The 16714-nt window shown below is 32.9% G+C and carries 19 protein-coding genes; 13 read left to right on the top strand and 6 right to left on the bottom strand.

Features of this window, described 5'->3' with window-relative positions; all coding sequences use genetic code 11:
* Positions 1–176: 176 nt before the first annotated feature.
* The 10 genes from AA089_RS23565 (at position 177) to AA089_RS24610 (ending at position 10029) form a co-directional block, all read left to right on the top strand.
* Positions 177–2831, top strand: coding sequence for a trypsin-like peptidase domain-containing protein (locus AA089_RS23565; RefSeq protein WP_053002235.1), 2655 nt, complete (start codon positions 177–179; stop codon positions 2829–2831).
* A gap of 191 nt (positions 2832–3022) precedes the next feature.
* A complete protein-coding gene (gene lpdA, locus AA089_RS06305; protein ID WP_046756071.1) occupies positions 3023–4429 on the top strand; it encodes a dihydrolipoyl dehydrogenase in 1407 nt (468 codons plus the stop codon).
* Positions 4430–4566: 137 nt separating this feature from the next.
* Positions 4567–5229 carry a Crp/Fnr family transcriptional regulator gene (locus AA089_RS06300; RefSeq protein WP_046756070.1) on the top strand — a complete coding sequence of 221 codons (663 nt, stop codon included), beginning with the start codon at positions 4567–4569 and terminating at the stop codon, positions 5227–5229.
* A 304-nt stretch (positions 5230–5533) separates the two neighbouring features.
* On the top strand, positions 5534–6427 hold the full coding sequence (locus AA089_RS06295) for an anti-sigma factor (RefSeq protein ID WP_046756069.1): 894 nt from the start codon (positions 5534–5536) through the stop codon (positions 6425–6427).
* Positions 6428–6612: 185 nt separating this feature from the next.
* On the top strand, positions 6613–7191 hold the full coding sequence (locus AA089_RS06290; protein ID WP_046756068.1) for a TlpA family protein disulfide reductase: 579 nt from the start codon (positions 6613–6615) through the stop codon (positions 7189–7191).
* A 291-nt stretch (positions 7192–7482) separates the two neighbouring features.
* Entirely contained in the window at positions 7483–7728 is a 246-nt protein-coding gene (locus AA089_RS06285) for a ribbon-helix-helix domain-containing protein (RefSeq protein ID WP_046756110.1), read from the top strand.
* On the top strand, positions 7715–7981 hold the full coding sequence (locus AA089_RS06280; protein ID WP_046756067.1) for a type II toxin-antitoxin system RelE/ParE family toxin: 267 nt from the start codon (positions 7715–7717) through the stop codon (positions 7979–7981). The genes AA089_RS06285 and AA089_RS06280 overlap by 14 nt, the downstream gene beginning before the upstream one ends.
* Before the next feature lie 197 nt (positions 7982–8178).
* Positions 8179–8748, top strand: a complete 570-nt coding sequence (locus AA089_RS06275) for a hypothetical protein (RefSeq protein ID WP_156168924.1) — start codon at positions 8179–8181, stop codon at positions 8746–8748.
* Between the two features lie 98 nt (positions 8749–8846).
* Positions 8847–9323, top strand: coding sequence for a hypothetical protein (locus AA089_RS06270; RefSeq protein WP_046756065.1), 477 nt, complete (start codon positions 8847–8849; stop codon positions 9321–9323).
* Positions 9324–9855: 532 nt separating this feature from the next.
* Entirely contained in the window at positions 9856–10029 is a 174-nt protein-coding gene (locus AA089_RS24610) for a hypothetical protein (RefSeq protein WP_156168923.1), read from the top strand.
* Between the two features lie 47 nt (positions 10030–10076).
* Here AA089_RS24610 and AA089_RS06260 read toward each other — a convergent pair whose 3' ends face one another.
* The 6 genes from AA089_RS06260 to AA089_RS06235 form a co-directional block, all read right to left on the bottom strand.
* Positions 10077–10529, bottom strand: coding sequence for a sterol desaturase family protein (locus tag AA089_RS06260; RefSeq protein ID WP_046756063.1), 453 nt, complete (start codon positions 10527–10529; stop codon positions 10077–10079).
* Between the two features lie 9 nt (positions 10530–10538).
* The gene (locus AA089_RS06255; RefSeq protein WP_046756062.1) at positions 10539–11378 is read right to left on the bottom strand and encodes a phytoene/squalene synthase family protein; all 840 of its coding nucleotides are present in this window, start codon (positions 11376–11378) and stop codon (positions 10539–10541) included.
* Positions 11362–12849, bottom strand: coding sequence for a phytoene desaturase family protein (locus AA089_RS06250; protein ID WP_046756061.1), 1488 nt, complete (start codon positions 12847–12849; stop codon positions 11362–11364). The genes AA089_RS06255 and AA089_RS06250 overlap by 17 nt, the downstream gene beginning before the upstream one ends.
* Positions 12850–12894: 45 nt before the next feature.
* A complete protein-coding gene (locus AA089_RS06245) occupies positions 12895–13791 on the bottom strand; it encodes a MerR family transcriptional regulator (protein ID WP_046756060.1) in 897 nt (298 codons plus the stop codon).
* Positions 13792–13950: 159 nt separating this feature from the next.
* Entirely contained in the window at positions 13951–14196 is a 246-nt protein-coding gene (locus AA089_RS06240) for a hypothetical protein (RefSeq protein ID WP_046756059.1), read from the bottom strand.
* A 250-nt stretch (positions 14197–14446) separates the two neighbouring features.
* A complete protein-coding gene (locus AA089_RS06235; RefSeq protein ID WP_046756058.1) occupies positions 14447–14698 on the bottom strand; it encodes a hypothetical protein in 252 nt (83 codons plus the stop codon).
* A gap of 87 nt (positions 14699–14785) precedes the next feature.
* Here AA089_RS06235 and AA089_RS06230 point away from each other — a divergent pair, with 87 nt between their 5' ends.
* The 3 genes from AA089_RS06230 (at position 14786) to AA089_RS06220 (ending at position 16713) form a co-directional block, all read left to right on the top strand.
* Positions 14786–15394, top strand: a complete 609-nt coding sequence (locus tag AA089_RS06230) for a hypothetical protein (RefSeq protein ID WP_046756057.1) — start codon at positions 14786–14788, stop codon at positions 15392–15394.
* 290 nt (positions 15395–15684) lie between these two features.
* The gene (locus AA089_RS06225) at positions 15685–16050 is read left to right on the top strand and encodes a hypothetical protein (protein ID WP_046756056.1); all 366 of its coding nucleotides are present in this window, start codon (positions 15685–15687) and stop codon (positions 16048–16050) included.
* Positions 16051–16191: 141 nt separating this feature from the next.
* A complete protein-coding gene (locus AA089_RS06220; protein WP_046756055.1) occupies positions 16192–16713 on the top strand; it encodes a DUF2975 domain-containing protein in 522 nt (173 codons plus the stop codon).
* Position 16714: the final 1 nt, after the last annotated feature.

Genomic DNA, 16714 nt, shown 5'->3' with positions numbered 1-16714 from the left:
GCGATAATTCAAACTTATTAATTTAAGAATATTCTTTCTAATCACTATATGGTTTAACCTTCTCAAATAAAGGCGTTTTACCTTCAATAAATACGTGTTTAACCTTTTCTTAAGGGATTTAAATGGTTTACTTTTAAGGTATTATAAATAAAATAACCTATAAAACAATCAAAACCATGAAAACAAAGTTATTATTATTAATGAGTTTCCTGCTGTGCATAAGTTGGCAAGCAGAAGCTCAGATAAGTGAAGGTGGAACGCCGTATGCGTTTACACTGCAAAATAAAGGATTTTTGAATGCTAAAATCCCTGTAGTTGCTATGCCTTTGGTTGATGTGGAATCTTATAAAAGAGAAGACGAAGCTACCAAAGATGAATTAAAGCCGTATCGATTTGGAGTGGAAATTCCAGTAGAAATTGGATTTAAAAGAGGTGTTTGGCAAACACTAGGTAATGGCGATCGCGTCTGGAATGTTTCTATTGTCTCTCCAAATGCGCTAAGCATCAATCTAATCTTTAAAAAATATAGACTTCCAGAAGGGGCTAAATTGTTTATATACAATAAGAAACAAGAAGTCTTAGGAGCGTTTACCAATAAAAATAACAAGGATAACGGAATCTTTGCTACAGATTTAATTCAAGGAGATTTCATTACGTTTGAATACTACGAACCAAAAGAAGTAATAGGAAAGGGGCAAATAGAACTCAGTACTGTAATTCACGGATATAGAGCGCCGTATGGTTTTGGAGATACAAATGCAAGACCATGTCATAATAATGTAAATTGTGCTGTTGGCGCACCTTGGACTTGTGAAATTGATGCAAGTATGCTTATTGTGCTTGCAGGAAGTTCATGTTCAGGTTCTTTAATAAACAATACAAATCAAGATCAAACACCATATGTATTAACAGCAAACCATTGTTATACTTTTGATCCAAATCCAGGTTCTTGGGTATTCCGATTCAATTGGCAAAGTGCTACATGTACAACACCTGGTAGTTCGCCATCATTTCAATCTGTAAGTGGAGCAGCATTCAGAGCAAGAAGAAGTACCACTGATTTTTGTTTGGTGGAAATTACTTCATCAATTCCAACATCTTATGGTATTACTTTTGCGGGTTGGGACAACACAGGAACAGTACCGTTAAGTGTAGCTGGAATTCATCATCCTGCCGGAGATATCAAAAAAATCTCTTTTGATAGTAATGCTGTCTCTAACGGAACTAACAGATGGCTTATAGATCAATGGGATGATGGGTTGGTAGAGCCAGGTTCAAGTGGATCGCCATTATTTAATCAAAACCACCAAATAATAGGGCAATTATGGAATGGAGACTTAAATCTAGGTTGTACTTCTTCAGGAGGAAGTTTCGTAGATAACAATAATTACGGGAAATTCTCGGAATCTTGGACTGGTGGCGGAACCAATTCTACACGACTAAGTAATTGGTTAGATCCTGGAAATACAGGTGTAGAAGTATTAAAATCTATGGGTTGTGATACTGGATATGATTTGGCAGGATTTGATAGCTCACGTGATGGAGGAGAAGAACCAAATAATTCAGGGCAAGGTATATGGCAAAGTCCAGATATCTGGAATCGTAGAACAAATTCAGGACTAAATCTGACTCATGAAGATCCAGGATATCTTGGTTCAAATTCTAACGTAATGCGTTTCAGAGTGCATAATGTAAGTTTTACAACTTCTTCTGTAAGTTATGCAAAACTATATTGGACATTAGGTTCTACAGGAGAAGCTTGGCCAGAATCTTGGGACGGAACAACACTCATAAATGGAAATCCAGCTGGAGCTGAATTAACAGTTCCTTACACTGGTTTTAATGCTACTAACACGTATGTTGCTGGACAAGGATTCCGAATTCCAGCGTTGGCACCAGGACAAGAATACATTATTGATGCAAAGTGGCAACCAGACGATCCAGCAATTTTTGGGTTAAATAATGGCGCAATGATTTGTTTCTTGGGAAGAATTGTAGATCCGAATGATCCAATGGCTAATGAAAATCCAGGTCCAGGCGCACCAATTGGTCCAAATGTGAGCAACAACAACAATATTGTGACTCGAAATGCAAGTTTGGTAAATCTTGGAGGAAACTATTTAAATGGTTTTGGAGGAATTGTAGTTGGGAATCATACATTTGAACATGCTTTATTTGATGTAAATTTTACTTTGTTAGATGATGATCAAATAGCAGTTCCTTTTAGAGAAGTTGGTGAAATCAGATTTCAGCTTAGCCAAGAACTTTGGAACTTATGGCTGGAAAATGGTAGGCAAGCAGAAGGTATTGAAATTATAAATGAAGAAGAAAGAGAAGTTGTACTTACACAACCTTCAAGAGCGCAACTATTGAATCTTCGTATGCCGCCAGGAGTATATTATCCATTAAGTGTTGAATTCAGAATGAATCAAGGTTTTAGACAATCAGTAAACTATCATTTTGCATTCTCTCAAAACTACTCTGAAAACAGAGAAGAAGCGTATGGAAGTGAATGTCACTATTTTGTAGAATTAAATGGTAGAGGAAATGAAGATAGAGGAGAACCATTCAGAAGACAAACTACAGTAGATGATATTACGTTAATTCCAAATCCAAGCAGAGGACAATTTACAGTTCAAATTCAAGAAGTAGCTGTACAACGTGGAACAATTCAGGTATTAGATGTCAACACTGGACAATTACTATATGAAAAATCATTTAAGCATCAAGATAAAGTGCCCGTTGATTTAGGTAATTTACGCCCTAATATATATATACTAAAACTAATTACTGATAAAAAAGTAACAACAAAACGTATTATTGTAAACTAGAAAAAACATTACTAAAAAAATAAAAAGCGGCAATTTCTTCTATGTAAATTGCTGCTTTTTTGCTTATATACACAATGTTTTTAAAAGTATTTATGATGAAAATGTTATAGAAATCATTAAAGCATTGTTGAACTCTAAAATAGTTGTACTTTTGTATTCTTGACAAACAAAAAAGTTCAAAAAAAAAGAATATGAATTCATACGATGTAGCCGTTATCGGTTCAGGACCTGGTGGATATGTTGCCGCAATTCGCTGTGCACAACTAGGAATGAAAACAGCAATTATAGAAAAATACAGTACGCTCGGTGGAACTTGCTTAAATGTAGGTTGTATTCCGTCAAAAGCGTTGTTAGATTCTTCTCATCATTACGAAGATGCTATCAAACATTTTGACGATCACGGAATTGAAATTTCAGGAGATGTAAAAGTCAATCTTGAAAAAATGATCGCTCGTAAAACTGCTGTTGTCGATCAAACTACTGGAGGAATTGATTTCTTGATGAAAAAGAACAAAATTGATGTCTACGAAGGTTTGGGTAGTTTTAAAGATGCTACACACGTAAACATTGCCAAAAATGACGGAACTTCCGAAGAAATTGAAGCAAAAAATATCATCATTGCTACGGGAAGTAAACCATCAAACTTACCATTCATTACACTTGATAAAGAACGCGTAATTACTTCTACAGAAGCACTAAAGCTAAAAGAAGTGCCAAAACACATGATTGTCATTGGTGGTGGAGTTATTGGATTGGAATTAGGACAAGTATACAGACGTTTAGGCGCAGAAGTAACTGTTGTTGAATATATGGATAGAATCATTCCAGGGATGGACGCTGGTTTATCGAAGGAATTGACAAAAGTATTCAAAAAGCAAAAATATAAAATCAACACATCGCACAAAGTAAAATCTGTTGAGCGAGTTGGAGATGAAGTTATTGTAAAAGCGGACAACAAAAAAGGCGAAGAAGTAGAATTCAAAGGAGATTATTGCCTAGTTTCTGTAGGTCGTCGTCCATATACTGACGGATTAAACGCGGAAGCGGCTGGAGTAAAACTAGATGACAGAGGTAGAGTAGAAGTAAACGGACATTTGCAAACCAATGTTTCAAACATTTACGCAATTGGAGATGTGGTAAAAGGAGCAATGTTGGCACACAAAGCTTCGGAAGAAGGTTCTATGGTAGCTGAAATTATTGCGGGACAAAAACCACATATCGATTACAATTTAATTCCTGGAGTTGTCTACACATGGCCAGAAGTTGCTGCGGTTGGAAAAACGGAGCAAGAATTAAAAGATGCTGGAATTGCCTACAAATCTGGACAATTTCCAATGCGTGCCTTAGGTAGAAGTAGAGCAAGTATGGATTTAGATGGTTTCATCAAAATCTTAGCCGATGAAAAAACAGATGAAATCTTAGGAGTTCACATGATTGGTGCCAGAGCAGCCGATTTAATCGCGGAAGCGGTAGTTGCGATGGAATACAGAGCATCTGCGGAAGATATTGCGCGTATGTCACATGCACATCCAACATTTGCAGAAGCTATCAAAGAAGCGGCATTAGCGGCTACAGAAGACAGAGCATTGCACGTGTAAAACGTATATCACATAAAAAATAACAAACTCCAGCGCAATCTGGAGTTTTTTTATGCTTATTATGTAAGTTCTTACTTTTTTTATCGACTTCTGAATTAATAGCCTTGATAACACCTAAAAAGTAACCACACAATACGATGAATTCTCTTTGGTATTTTAACGATGTAAACCTCTTCAATATCTTATGTCCGCATAAATTTAAGAAGTACAAAAAGAGTCACGAATTTGATGCGTATAAAAAGCAAGACTATATTTACTTTGAAGAAGATTCTGCGAATAAACTGTATCTTATTGAAAAAGGAAAAGTAAAGCTTGGCTATTACACAGAAGATGGAGAAGAAGTGGTAAAATCTATTCTATCAAAAGGAGAATTATTTGGAGAGAAAGCCATTTTAGGCGAAGAAAAACGAAATGAATTTGCGCAGTCGGTAGACAATACAACGTCTATCTGTCCAATTGGTGTTGACACGATGCACGATTTGATGCGAGACAATCAAACCTTCACATTAAAAATATACAAGTTCATTGGTTTTCGAATTAAAAAATTAGAACGCCGATTACAGCTTTTACTCTTCAAAGATACCAAAACACGTTTGCTAGAATTCCTAAAAGAACTCTGTGAAGAATATGGATATGAATGTCCAAAAACAGGCGATCATGTGGTAAAACATCCGTACACACAAAAAGATATTGCAAGCTTAATTGGTACTTCGCGTCCAACATTAAACATCATCATGAACGAATTAAAAGAAGCAAATGTGATCGATTTTAATCGAAAAGAAATTCGTTTTATTCAATAAAAAATAATACATTTAAAATATACACAAAGACGCTATTTTTAGCGCAAAAAAGCATCCAAAACTAACATGACAGCATGACAGTTTTGGATGCTTTATTTTTATTAATCTAATTAGTTAAATAATTGTGTTTAATATTTTGATATGTAGGTTTTTGAATCAAAAAAAATAGTATCATTAAGGAGTGTGTTTTTTTTGAACATTTTTTTAGCAAAAAGTGATTTTTTTAAAGAAGTGTTAGCTAGCTAACATTTTACGTGATTTTAGCAACATACATTTGTACTGTAATCATAAAAAAATATTCGCAATGATAAAAAAAATGTTTTTGGGATTAGCGTTAGGATTTTTCGCAATCTCGTGTAGTAGTGATGATGATGCTACAGTAGCAATATCAAATTTAGATGTAAACCTAAATGGTTTAGAAAACTTAGGTGCAGACTTCGTATATGAAGGATGGATTATTGTAAATGGAAGTCCAGTTTCCACAGGAACATTTACGGTAAATGATGCAGGAGCTTTATCGAGAACTTCTTTTTCAGTAAACTCAGATCAATTAGCGGCGGCAACAACATTTGTACTTTCAATAGAGCCAACGGTTGATCCAGATCCAGCACCAGCAGCCACAAAATTATTAGCAGGCGATTTCTCAGGAAACACTGCAGCCGTAGGATTAGATCCAGTAACAAGTAGTGGAAACTTTGACAACGCTTCCGGAGTATTCTTTTTAAGAACACCTACAGATGAATTAGCAGGATCAGGAAACAACGGAAACGATCAATATGGAGTTTGGTACGGAACACCAGGAATGCCGCCAACTTCAGGCTTGAACTTACCTCCTTTAGCAGACGGATGGAAATATGAAGGTTGGGTAGTAGTAGATGGCGTAGGTCCGTTAACTACTGGAACTTTTACAACATTCGGAGCTGTTGATGAATTTAACGACTTTAGCGGCGCAGAAAATACGGTTGGACCTCCAGTTCCAGGTGAAGACTTTTTCCGCAACGCACCAGCAGGTTTTACATTCCCACTAGATGTACGCGGACGTACCGTAGTTATCTCTGTAGAACCAAGTCCTGACAACAGTCCAGCACCATTTCTACTAAAGCCCCTAGTAGGAACTGCTGGAAACGACACAGCGCCAGCGACGAATAATTTTAATTTAAATGCTTCGTCATTCCCTACTGGAACGATTGTGCGATAATCTTTATGATTATTATCGTTAATTTTGAAACACGTTATCAATGTTGGTAGCGTGTTTTTTGTTTGTCATTAAAAGATTGAAGGATTAAAAGATTAAAAGATTGAAGGATTGAAAGATTGATTTTTTTGAAATTTTATCGTAGTTCTATCTGTAAATCTTTAAATTAAACTCACAAACTACATTACATGAACTTCACAAAAAAACTAAGAAATAATATTATCTTCTTTTCGGCAATAGCAATCTTGCTTTTTACTCCAGTTGGTACTTTTGTAAAAGTTCAGCTTATGAGAGTGTACATTGCTGTTTCCAATCCATCAAGTATTGCAGAAGAAAATAGAGTTACTATTAGCGATTTTAACTGGAATTTGATAGACAGCAACGGAAAATCAGTAAACTTTCAGGAAATGGAAGGAAAAGTCGTTTTAATCAACTTTTGGGCAACTTGGTGTCCGCCATGTATTGCAGAAATGCCCAATTTGAACATGTTGTACACAGACTACAAAGATAAAATCAGTTTTGTGTTTGTAGCCAATGATACTGCTGAAAATGTACGTACATATCTCACTAAGAATACGTATGATTTGCCCGTGTATTATACTTCTGAAAAAGCGCCAAACGAGTTGTATTCAAAAAGTATTCCTGCTACGTTTTTAATTGACGATCAAGGAAAAATTGTGATGAAGGAAATTGGCGCAGGAAATTGGAATAGCCAAAATGTACGGAATCAAATAGATGAGTTGTTAGCGTTTACGCTTGCAGAGTAAGTATAGTTGTGTAAAGCGCAGGAACTATTTTTCTTCTTTTCTACTGTATAGTTATGGTTTTTAGTTCAGAATTATTAAAGCGTAAAGTAAATCATAAAAGTCCTTATTTGTACCTCGATAACTTTGCTACGTATTTTCAATCAAAATGTATTTTTAATTTTGTAACTAAATTATTTTTAGTGAATTAAGGTTTCGTTATAATAGAAATAAAAGTAATTCTTATGCTATGCATATTGACACAATTTTGAAACGATGCAATTTTGGTGTATTTTTACACCAAATCATGAAATTATGGCAAGGCAAAGCATATCTTTTACAAAACCAAATGATGAGTGGCTTAAAACGCAAGTAGACAGCAATGAATATTCAAGTAAAAGTGAACTCATAAATGACTTAGTCAGGCAAGCTCGAAAACAACAAGCTCAAGTTGACTGGATTCGGACTAAACTAGAAAAGGCTGAAAAAAGCGGATTTACCAACGATCGTAAAGATGAAATTTTAGCGCAGTCAAAGTCTTTGCTCAATGGCGAATTATAGATTAAGCAACGAAGCTAAAAACGACTTGATTCGAATTCATCGCTATGGAACTGAAAAATTTGGCACAGCTCAAGCAGATAAATATTTTGAATCGTTTTTTGAATATTTTGATAGTATTGCGGAACGACCTTTTTCTTTTGAGTCAGTAGATTATATAAAGAAAGGTTACAGACGTTGTGTTTATAGTGTTGATAGTATTTTCTTCAAAATAAATGACAATGTTGTAGAAATAATGGCGATTATAGGTAGATAAGATTTAAACGAAATATCATAAATTTTATAAAAAAAATGATTAGCCAACTCCGTGTAAAATCAAGAGTTATTTTTAGCTTATTTATGAAAACCTATTTGTTTTTATTTATTACTTTAGTCCTATAAATACATAACGAAATCATACATAAATATCTTGTATGTATTATAACAACTCAATCAATCTGCTATCTATAATCTATGAGAAATATTTTATGCTTAATGGTGTTAGTTTTGACATTTGGATGTGCTGAATCTGAAAAGAAAGTCTACATTGAAGAATTTGAATGGACTTTACATATTCCAGCAAATTTTAAAGATGTACCATCAAAAACACGAATGGAATCTCAAAAGAAAGGTGTGAAAATGATAGAATCTGCTTATCCTAACACAAAAGTCAATATAGTTGCACAGAATTTATTCCACTTCAATAATGGTAAATACAATTCCATGAACGCACAATTCTCAGAATTGAATTCAGAACAGGATTTTTTAGAACAATTCAATAAATCAAATGAAATTGTTTTGAAAGCATTTACCAAAGAGAGACCAAACACAAAAATTGAAAAAAATGTCGGTACTGAAATTATTGATGGACTAGAGTTTAAAATGTTCAATCTGAAAACACTAAACGATAACGGAACTAATTATGACTATACCGTTTATAGTAGGATGTTTGGTAAAAAACAATTGGAAATAATTATTTTATCAAGCGACAGTGAAAAAAGAAAATTAATTGATAAAAGTATATTAGCATCTACTTTTAACTAAATCAACAACGCTATACATAACTTTGGAATTTTATATAAAAAGAATTGATTTTCAGATTTTTAAGTGAAAATTCAGTAAAAGTACAATAGCCACAGCTTATGAAAATTTTCCCAACCATAGAAAAAGAATTTAAACTAATTGATGACCAAGCAGAAACGCTGAATCGATTGCATCGGAGAACGGAAAAGTCTAAAAATTTGACTTCTCAATATACCGATAAATCTTTCCGCGGAATGATAAACGAAAATGAATTTAAAATAATCTCTTCAGCAATCGGAAAAGGAGCTTTTTGTGTGATGACAGGGAAAATTAACGCTGATAGTGGAAATGTGAAAGTAGAAATTCATAAAGTATTTAGAATCTTATTGAGTGTTTTTATGTGCTTTCCAGTAATCGGAATGATTGCGATGATTTTGACTAAACCTCAAGAATTTTCATCAATTCTGATTTTAGTGATGATAGTTCAAATTTTAATGATTAGATATATCTTCATAGGACTTGCTTTTAAATTTTTATCAAAAGATAGTCTGAATCGATTGCGTGATGTATTAGACTTTGAGTGGAAAAAAAACTAGAAATAGAAACGTATGTAAAATATGGCAATTCAAGTCTTAGTGTGATACTTCATACGCTGAACGTTGCGCACAAGCTGAAAAAAACAGAACCGAATTGAAAAACATTTTTCTTACTTTATTACTAACTCTAATTTCGCTGAATACTTTTGGACAAAATTCTGACCGAACTTATTTAAGTCACAACCATAATTATAGTACGATCTACTCATATGCAGTAACTGAAATAACAATACATTCTGATGCTACTTTCACTTGGAAAAGTTGGGATGTTAATCGTAAAAAGGAATGGAAAAGCTATAAAGAACAAGAACCTACAATTAGTAAAGGGAAAATTACTCTAAATGGTAAATATTATATCTTAACTCAATATAGGAATGGAAACAAAACTGACTTTAACTGGACTGTGAAATTTAATGATAAACGATTGATTTTCTTCTATCTAAATAAAAATAAGAAATTGAAAAGAGGTACTATTTACAAGCGGATTAGATAAATCGGAATTGATACCAGTTTACATGAATAGTCAACAAATATGAAGGTCAATAGTACCAAACCAACTGTAATTATTTATTACATTGACAAAGATTCATATAATTCTGGAAGTGGATTTGCAGATAATAAATGGATGAAAAGTTGGAAAAATAATCTTGAAAATGAACTCAATCAAATTTTCAAATATTTTCTAAACACAAATATCCTTACTTAAACTTTGTTGTGATGTCAGAAAAACGGAATATACTACAAAAAATGTATTTACTTTCGTTTAAAGTATTTCATTGGAACCCAAAGCATTCCAAAACATTCGCCGTCTTCTTTTCCTAAGTGTTTGTGATGAATTTTATGTGCTCTACGAATTCCTTTTGCATACCAATTGTCTGCTTTTCGGAACATTTTAAACCGTTGATGAATAAAAATATCATGCACAATAAAATAGGCGAGTCCGTAAGCGAAAATTCCAACACCAATAGGCAATCCAGCCCAGAAAATTTCAAACTTCCACAATACAAAACAACCAATACTTACGACTGCATAGAAGATAAAGAATGCGTCATTACGTTCAAACCATGAATCATGATCTTTATGATGATGATCTTTGTGAAGTGACCACAAAAAACCATGCATTACATATTTGTGCGTTGCCCACGCCATAAATTCCATAATACAAAATGTTCCTAAAAATACTGCGATCCAAAGTAACGTTGTCATTGTTTTTATTTATATAAGATTGAGTTGATAATTAACGTATGATTTTGCTAATAACGCCATTTTTTGATAATTTGGAATGCGAATTCGTGCATTTTTTATCTTCATAGAAGGCGTTCTTTTTAGCTTTTTCAATAATTTGAAATAATATTTATATGCTGTAAAGACCCCAAATTTGGCTTCAATAGGTAATTTTGCAATACCTTCTAAACCTAATTTGAAATCGTGTTCTATTTCTGCAATAATTTTCTGTTTTGATGCTTCGTCTAAGTTTTTTAAATCTGCATCAGGGAAATACGTACGATCTAAATCTTCAAAATCAGCTTTTAAATCACGCAAGAAGTTCACTTTTTGAAATGCTGAACCGAGTGACATTGCCGAAGATTTCAATTCTTCATACTTTGTTTCATCTCCTTTTACAAAGACTTTTAAACACATTAAACCAACTACATCAGCCGAACCATAAATGTATTCGTTGTACTCTTCTTTTGTTAAGTATACTTTTTTATCCAAATCTTGACGCATACTTTTCATAAAAGCATCAATTAAGTGTTTTGGAATGTCATATTTTAAAACCGTATGCTGAAAAGAATTTAAAATAGGATTCAAGCTAATTTTATTTTCCAGCGCACAATCTAAATCATCTTGAAATTTGTCTAACAAGAATTTTTTGTCGAACTCATGAAAAGAATCTACAATTTCATCGGCAAAACGGACAAATCCATAAATATTGTAAATATCTTGACGAATAGATGGTGATAACATTTTTGTAGCCAGAGCAAATGACGTACTGTACGACTTTGTAACGGTGGTGCTACACTGATATGAAACAGAATCAAATAGTGCTTTCATGATGAGTATTTGGTTGGTGTTTGGTAATTAATTCGGCTACCAATTTCCCAGAAATTAACGCTGGTGGAACGCCAGGTCCAGGAACGGTTAATTGTCCAGTAAAATAAAGATTTGATACTTTTTTACTTTTCAATTTGGGTCTTAAAAATGCAGTTTGAAGCAACGTATTTGCCATTCCATATGCATTTCCTTTGTATGAATTGTATTCTTTTATGAAATCATTCACACAAAAAGATTCTTTAAATATAATATGATTTGAGATATTTTGTTGTGTAATTTCCTGAAATCTGTTCATTATAATGTCAAAATACTGATCGCGAAGCGCTTGTGTATCTTCTAAACCTGGCGCAATTGGAATTAAAAAGAAACCAGCTTCTTTTCCTTCTGGCGCCATTGTAGCATCTGTCATGGACGGAAAGTTTGCATAAAATAAAGGTTCTTTTGGCCAAGCTGCTTGATCATAAATAACGTGCGCATGTGCATCAAAATCTACATCGAAAAATAGAGTGTGATGCGAAACATTTTGCAACTTTTTATCAAATCCTACATAAAATAATAGGGAAGAAGGTGCAAATGTTTTCTTTTCCCAGTAATTTTCTGAATATTGACGGTATTTTGGAGCCAATAGCGTTTCCGAATGATGATAATCTGCGCCAGATAATACAATGTCAGCTTCAAATTCATCTTGTTGTGTTATGACTTTCGTCGCTACCGAATTGTCAACTTTAATTTCTTGTACGTTTTGATCTGTTTTGATCGTTACACCTAACTGTTGTGCTAACTTCTGCATTGCCAATATTACGCTGTACATTCCTCCATTTGGATGCCAAGTGCCTAGTCCGAAATCGGCATAGTTCATAAAACTGTAAAAAGAAGGAGTATCGCTTGGTTTTGCACCTAAAAACAATACTGGAAATTCTAAGATTTTTATCAATCGGTCATTTTTAAATTCTTTTCGAACATCACGTTTAATGTTGCTAAGAAACTGACCTAATTTGGTAACAGTTTTTGCATTGACCAATTCTAACGGAGAAACACCAGGTTTGTATACCAAATCTTTAATGGCAACATTATAGTTTTCTTCTGCGTTTGCAATAAATTTTCGGAGTTTTGCACTGCTGCCTTTTTCTTCTTGCTCAAAAGCGGCACAGATTTTTTCTAAAGTATCTTCAATACAAATAGTATCTTCCTTACCAAAATATACTTGATATGCAGGATTCAATTTGTCTAAATGATAAAAATCTGAAGTTTTGGTGTCGAAGTCATTGAAGAAACGCTCAAATACGTCAGGCATCCAGTACCAAGAAGGTCCGATATCAAACGTAAAACCTTCTTTTTTGAGTTGACGTGCGCGTCCTCCAACAGTCGTATTCTTTTCTAGAATTGTCACATCATATCCAGCTTTAGCCAAATAGCTTGAAGCAGATAGTGAGGAAAATCCAGAACCTATAATTATAATTTTTGATTTCATTGTTTAACAAATGTAGTAAAAAGTTAAACAAAAATGAATACAATTTTAGATTTCTTTAACTAAATTTTGAATCGATTTAAAGATTTTCAAGTTTTTGTGATTCTCCTTGTTTTTAACATTTCTAGCTTGGTAACCAAGAAGCCATAAATGATGTGTATCCAAACCAATTTTTTCACTAAACTCTTCTATGTATCCTTCAACCTTATCATCAGGTGGCGTGACCGTAAAATAAGAAATAAAATGCAATTCTGGAAAGAAATTGTGAATATTTGTTAAGCTATCAATAGGAATTGTTTGTCCAAGATATATAGTGTGATATCCTTTGAGTTGTAATTCATAATTTAGGTATAACAATCCAATTTCATGAATCTCGTTTTCAGGTAAAAACAGTACAAACGTTTTTGATTTATTTGACTTTTCTAAAGTTTGAATTCTTTCCGTATTTAGTATAATTTTTTGTTTTACTAAGCTGGAAATGAAGTGTTCATGTGCAGGATTTATGGTGTTTGTATGCCACAATACACCTAATTCGTTCAATAAAGGAATAAACGTGTCAAAAAATATCTCTCTAAATGATTGCTCAGCCAACAACTTATTATATGTATTGTAGAATAAACTGTAATCAAAATTTAACATAGAAAGCTTAAAAGAATTTAAAGCTTGATTATGCATATTTTTCTCGGTAGCAATCTCTCTAACTAAAATATGAATTTTGTCTTCCGGTATTTCGGCGATCTTAGATATTTTATACCCATTTTTGTAAAGTAGGGTTATATTTAGTAGCTTTTGCAAGCTTTGAATATCGTAAGTTCTTATATTTGTATCAGTTCTTTCAGGGGCTAATAAGTTGTATCGTTTTTCCCAAATACGAATTGTATGCGCCTTAACACCTGAGAGGTTTTCTAAGTCTTTAATACTAAACTTTGTTTTTACACACTCCATTTGTTCAATCTTTTTTTTAGCAACTTCAACAAAAATAGTGCTTTTTATCTATTTTTTAGCCAAATTATCCATTTCTCCGCTAATAAGAATCATTCTAAATAAAATCGATAGAGCACAAAAGTTGTCCATATGGACAACTTTTTTAGCATTACTGGGTGTTTAGCATTTTACATCAAGTGATTGACACCAAACTTGAATGGAATATTGTACCGTACAATTTCCTAATGGTCTTGGTAATGTTTGGCAAACAGCTGGTTGTACTGTTAGTGCAATTGTGCAATTCCCAATAGGTCTTGCGCAAGTTTGCGTGAATTTTTCATCAGCTCCACCAACAATGTTTTCTTGATTTAAAGCTGAAACAACTTGCTTCTTTAGGTGTAACCCATTTAATTTTTGTTTTTTCATGGTATTATAATTTTTATGGTTTGCCTAAAATTACAAACAAACAGATTGTTATAAAACAAAAGAAGATCGCTATTTATAAATAACGATCTATTCAGGTAAAAATAGTAGCTTTTTCTACCATTTCAATTCAAAATCGTCTGTCAATAAAATACATGTACTATTCACAAGGAAGTACAGTTTGTAAATTTTGATATACCTAAGTTGTTTTTAATTAGTTGAAAAACAATGGATTATTTATTTTCAAAATGAATTACGATTTTGAATACACTGATGAAGCGACAAATTCTATACATCTAATTAAGACAAAAAATAAAAATGCACCAACCAATCCGCTAAAGAAGAATATGATAATTTCTAAGAAGAAATCGCTTCTGTAATTATGTAAATGATCAACGGCTATTTCATCAAGTTTGTAGAATGTAATTGCCCAAGAAGCGCCAAATAGTAAGGAAATGGCAGCTGCTTTTAAAAAAGTAAGTAAATGTTTTATGTAGAATTGCATTGAAGTAAATATACTAAAAGTAATTTGATCTGTTCCATAAGATGAAAAACATATCTTTTTTAGTATTTTCAGCCTTTAAAATAGTATATGAAAAAACTTGAAAAAATCTTAGCAGTTACCATCATAGCATTCATGGTTTTACGATTGTTTACGGCTTTCCCGTATAGTTCAATGATATTAACGCTTTCAACACTTTTGTTAGTGTTACTCTATACTACTTTTGGTTTTGCATTGCTGAATGGAATTTCTTTTCGAAGCTTCTTAAAAAAAGAATCTTTTAAAGGTATTAGTATTTGGCGAATGATTGGCATTATTGGAACTGGATGGGTACTTTCCATAGTAATTATAGGGATTTTGTTTGTATTTCAACGTTGGCCTTATGGATATATAAATTTGCAAAACGGATTGATTTTTACAGGAATTATTGTAATTGTCATTGTACTCAAAAAAGGAATATCATTTCATAAAGTGTATTCGTATATTTTGTTGCGAATTGGAATTACAGGTCTTATCGGTTTGTTTTTGCTGTACTTACCACAAGAAACGTTGCTTGAAATGCAATGTAAAGATTGTTCAACATCATATCTTGAAGCAGAAAAAGCGTTGCTCAAAGATCCTAACAATAAAGAGTTGCAAGAAAAAGCATATCAAGAATATATAAAAATGGACAAAGCGGAGGAAGAACGCAAACAATAATAAAAACAAAACCAAAAATACAGAATTTCTGTAATTTTATAAATTGTGGCTAATTTCATTACCTATATATTCACAAAAAGTTTGATCTTAGCTACGTATTAAAATGAACTCGTTTAAACTTTTCGGATTTAGGCGAAAATTAGCAGTTTTAAGTTCTGTTGACAGCTTTTTTGAGTTTCATAGCAGCGTTACGGAACGAAAAAAAGGTAAAAACAGGTCTGAAAAGAGCAATTTTTTAGCAAATTAAAAAAGTTTAAACGAGTTCAATAACTAAAAACACATAAAATATCATGAAAAATATAAAAATTGTATTTGTACTTGCCGCTATTTTCAGCTTTCTATCTTTTCAAACCAATGAATCATTAGTTGGAAAGTGGGAATTGTTTAAAATGCAAAGTGGAGAAGGAGAAGTGAGAGATACCAGTGGTCGCTGGATGGATTTTCAAAAAGATGGAGTTTTAATAGGAGGAAATACACTTGATACGACTAACAGAACAGGAAATTGGGAATACAATACAGAAACGAAAGAAGTATCAATTAGTTCTGAAGAAAAACGCCCAGGAGAAGGAACATTTGTAGTGAATTGGATTGACGGAAAAACGATCAGTTTAGACATAGGATCTGGACGAAAAGTATATTTGAAGAGAATAGAGTAAAAATAGATTCAAAGAACTTAAAAGCGAGCTACACGGCTCGCTTTTCTTTTTTGAAGAATTGATGATATTATTTAAAAAGAATAAAAATTTATTGTTTATCAATAAATTTTTACCGTAATTTGATGTATTAAACACAGCATTATGAATTCAACAGCCAAAAATATATTAAAAATCATGCGCTTGCTTGCATGGATTGCCTTTATCGGATTACTGATTAAAGCCGGAGCAATTATTATGTCTTATGGAATCAGCACAAATAATCCTGAAGCAGCAAAAGACTTATACAAAGGAATGGATTTGTCACGCTATGAAGCCTACAATTTTGTTCAGTATACAATTATAGTGATGTATTATGTAATCATGTATCTTATGCAGGCATATATTGCTTTGTTTGGTGCAAAACTGCTAAGTAGTATCAATATTGAAAAACCATTTAGTGCAGAAGTTGTCCAATTATTACATAAAATAAGTTACACAATTTTAGGTGTGGGAATTTTGGCTATTCTACACAATGTACATGTCGGAATTATTAATGCAAATGCTGGTATTGAGGCTGAACTTATCGCTGGAGAATTTATCTTCTTGGCAGGATTGGTATATGTGTTGGCGCAATTGTTTAAAAAAGGAGCAGTTATGCAAGCAGAAAATGATTTAACCGTATAAT

Origin of the sequence: Kordia jejudonensis (assembly GCF_001005315.1) — a bacterium.
Lineage (GTDB): Bacteria > Bacteroidota > Bacteroidia > Flavobacteriales > Flavobacteriaceae > Kordia > Kordia jejudonensis.
Note: the sequence above shows the minus strand (reverse complement) of the source record. Positions and strands in the feature narration are given on the sequence as shown.

Coding starts and splice junctions, on each gene's coding strand:
- AA089_RS23565 (WP_053002235.1), top strand. CDS start 177: ATGAAAACAAAGTTATTATTATTAATGAGTTTCCTGCTGTGCATAAGT.
- lpdA (WP_046756071.1), top strand. CDS start 3,023: ATGAATTCATACGATGTAGCCGTTATCGGTTCAGGACCTGGTGGATAT.
- AA089_RS06300 (WP_046756070.1), top strand. CDS start 4,567: ATGAATTCTCTTTGGTATTTTAACGATGTAAACCTCTTCAATATCTTA.
- AA089_RS06295 (WP_046756069.1), top strand. CDS start 5,534: ATGATAAAAAAAATGTTTTTGGGATTAGCGTTAGGATTTTTCGCAATC.
- AA089_RS06290 (WP_046756068.1), top strand. CDS start 6,613: ATGAACTTCACAAAAAAACTAAGAAATAATATTATCTTCTTTTCGGCA.
- AA089_RS06285 (WP_046756110.1), top strand. CDS start 7,483: ATGGCAAGGCAAAGCATATCTTTTACAAAACCAAATGATGAGTGGCTT.
- AA089_RS06280 (WP_046756067.1), top strand. CDS start 7,715: ATGGCGAATTATAGATTAAGCAACGAAGCTAAAAACGACTTGATTCGA.
- AA089_RS06275 (WP_156168924.1), top strand. CDS start 8,179: ATGAGAAATATTTTATGCTTAATGGTGTTAGTTTTGACATTTGGATGT.
- AA089_RS06270 (WP_046756065.1), top strand. CDS start 8,847: ATGAAAATTTTCCCAACCATAGAAAAAGAATTTAAACTAATTGATGAC.
- AA089_RS24610 (WP_156168923.1), top strand. CDS start 9,856: ATGAAGGTCAATAGTACCAAACCAACTGTAATTATTTATTACATTGAC.
- AA089_RS06260 (WP_046756063.1), bottom strand. CDS start 10,529: ATGACAACGTTACTTTGGATCGCAGTATTTTTAGGAACATTTTGTATT.
- AA089_RS06255 (WP_046756062.1), bottom strand. CDS start 11,378: ATGAAAGCACTATTTGATTCTGTTTCATATCAGTGTAGCACCACCGTT.
- AA089_RS06250 (WP_046756061.1), bottom strand. CDS start 12,849: ATGAAATCAAAAATTATAATTATAGGTTCTGGATTTTCCTCACTATCT.
- AA089_RS06245 (WP_046756060.1), bottom strand. CDS start 13,791: ATGGAGTGTGTAAAAACAAAGTTTAGTATTAAAGACTTAGAAAACCTC.
- AA089_RS06240 (WP_046756059.1), bottom strand. CDS start 14,196: ATGAAAAAACAAAAATTAAATGGGTTACACCTAAAGAAGCAAGTTGTT.
- AA089_RS06235 (WP_046756058.1), bottom strand. CDS start 14,698: ATGCAATTCTACATAAAACATTTACTTACTTTTTTAAAAGCAGCTGCC.
- AA089_RS06230 (WP_046756057.1), top strand. CDS start 14,786: ATGAAAAAACTTGAAAAAATCTTAGCAGTTACCATCATAGCATTCATG.
- AA089_RS06225 (WP_046756056.1), top strand. CDS start 15,685: ATGAAAAATATAAAAATTGTATTTGTACTTGCCGCTATTTTCAGCTTT.
- AA089_RS06220 (WP_046756055.1), top strand. CDS start 16,192: ATGAATTCAACAGCCAAAAATATATTAAAAATCATGCGCTTGCTTGCA.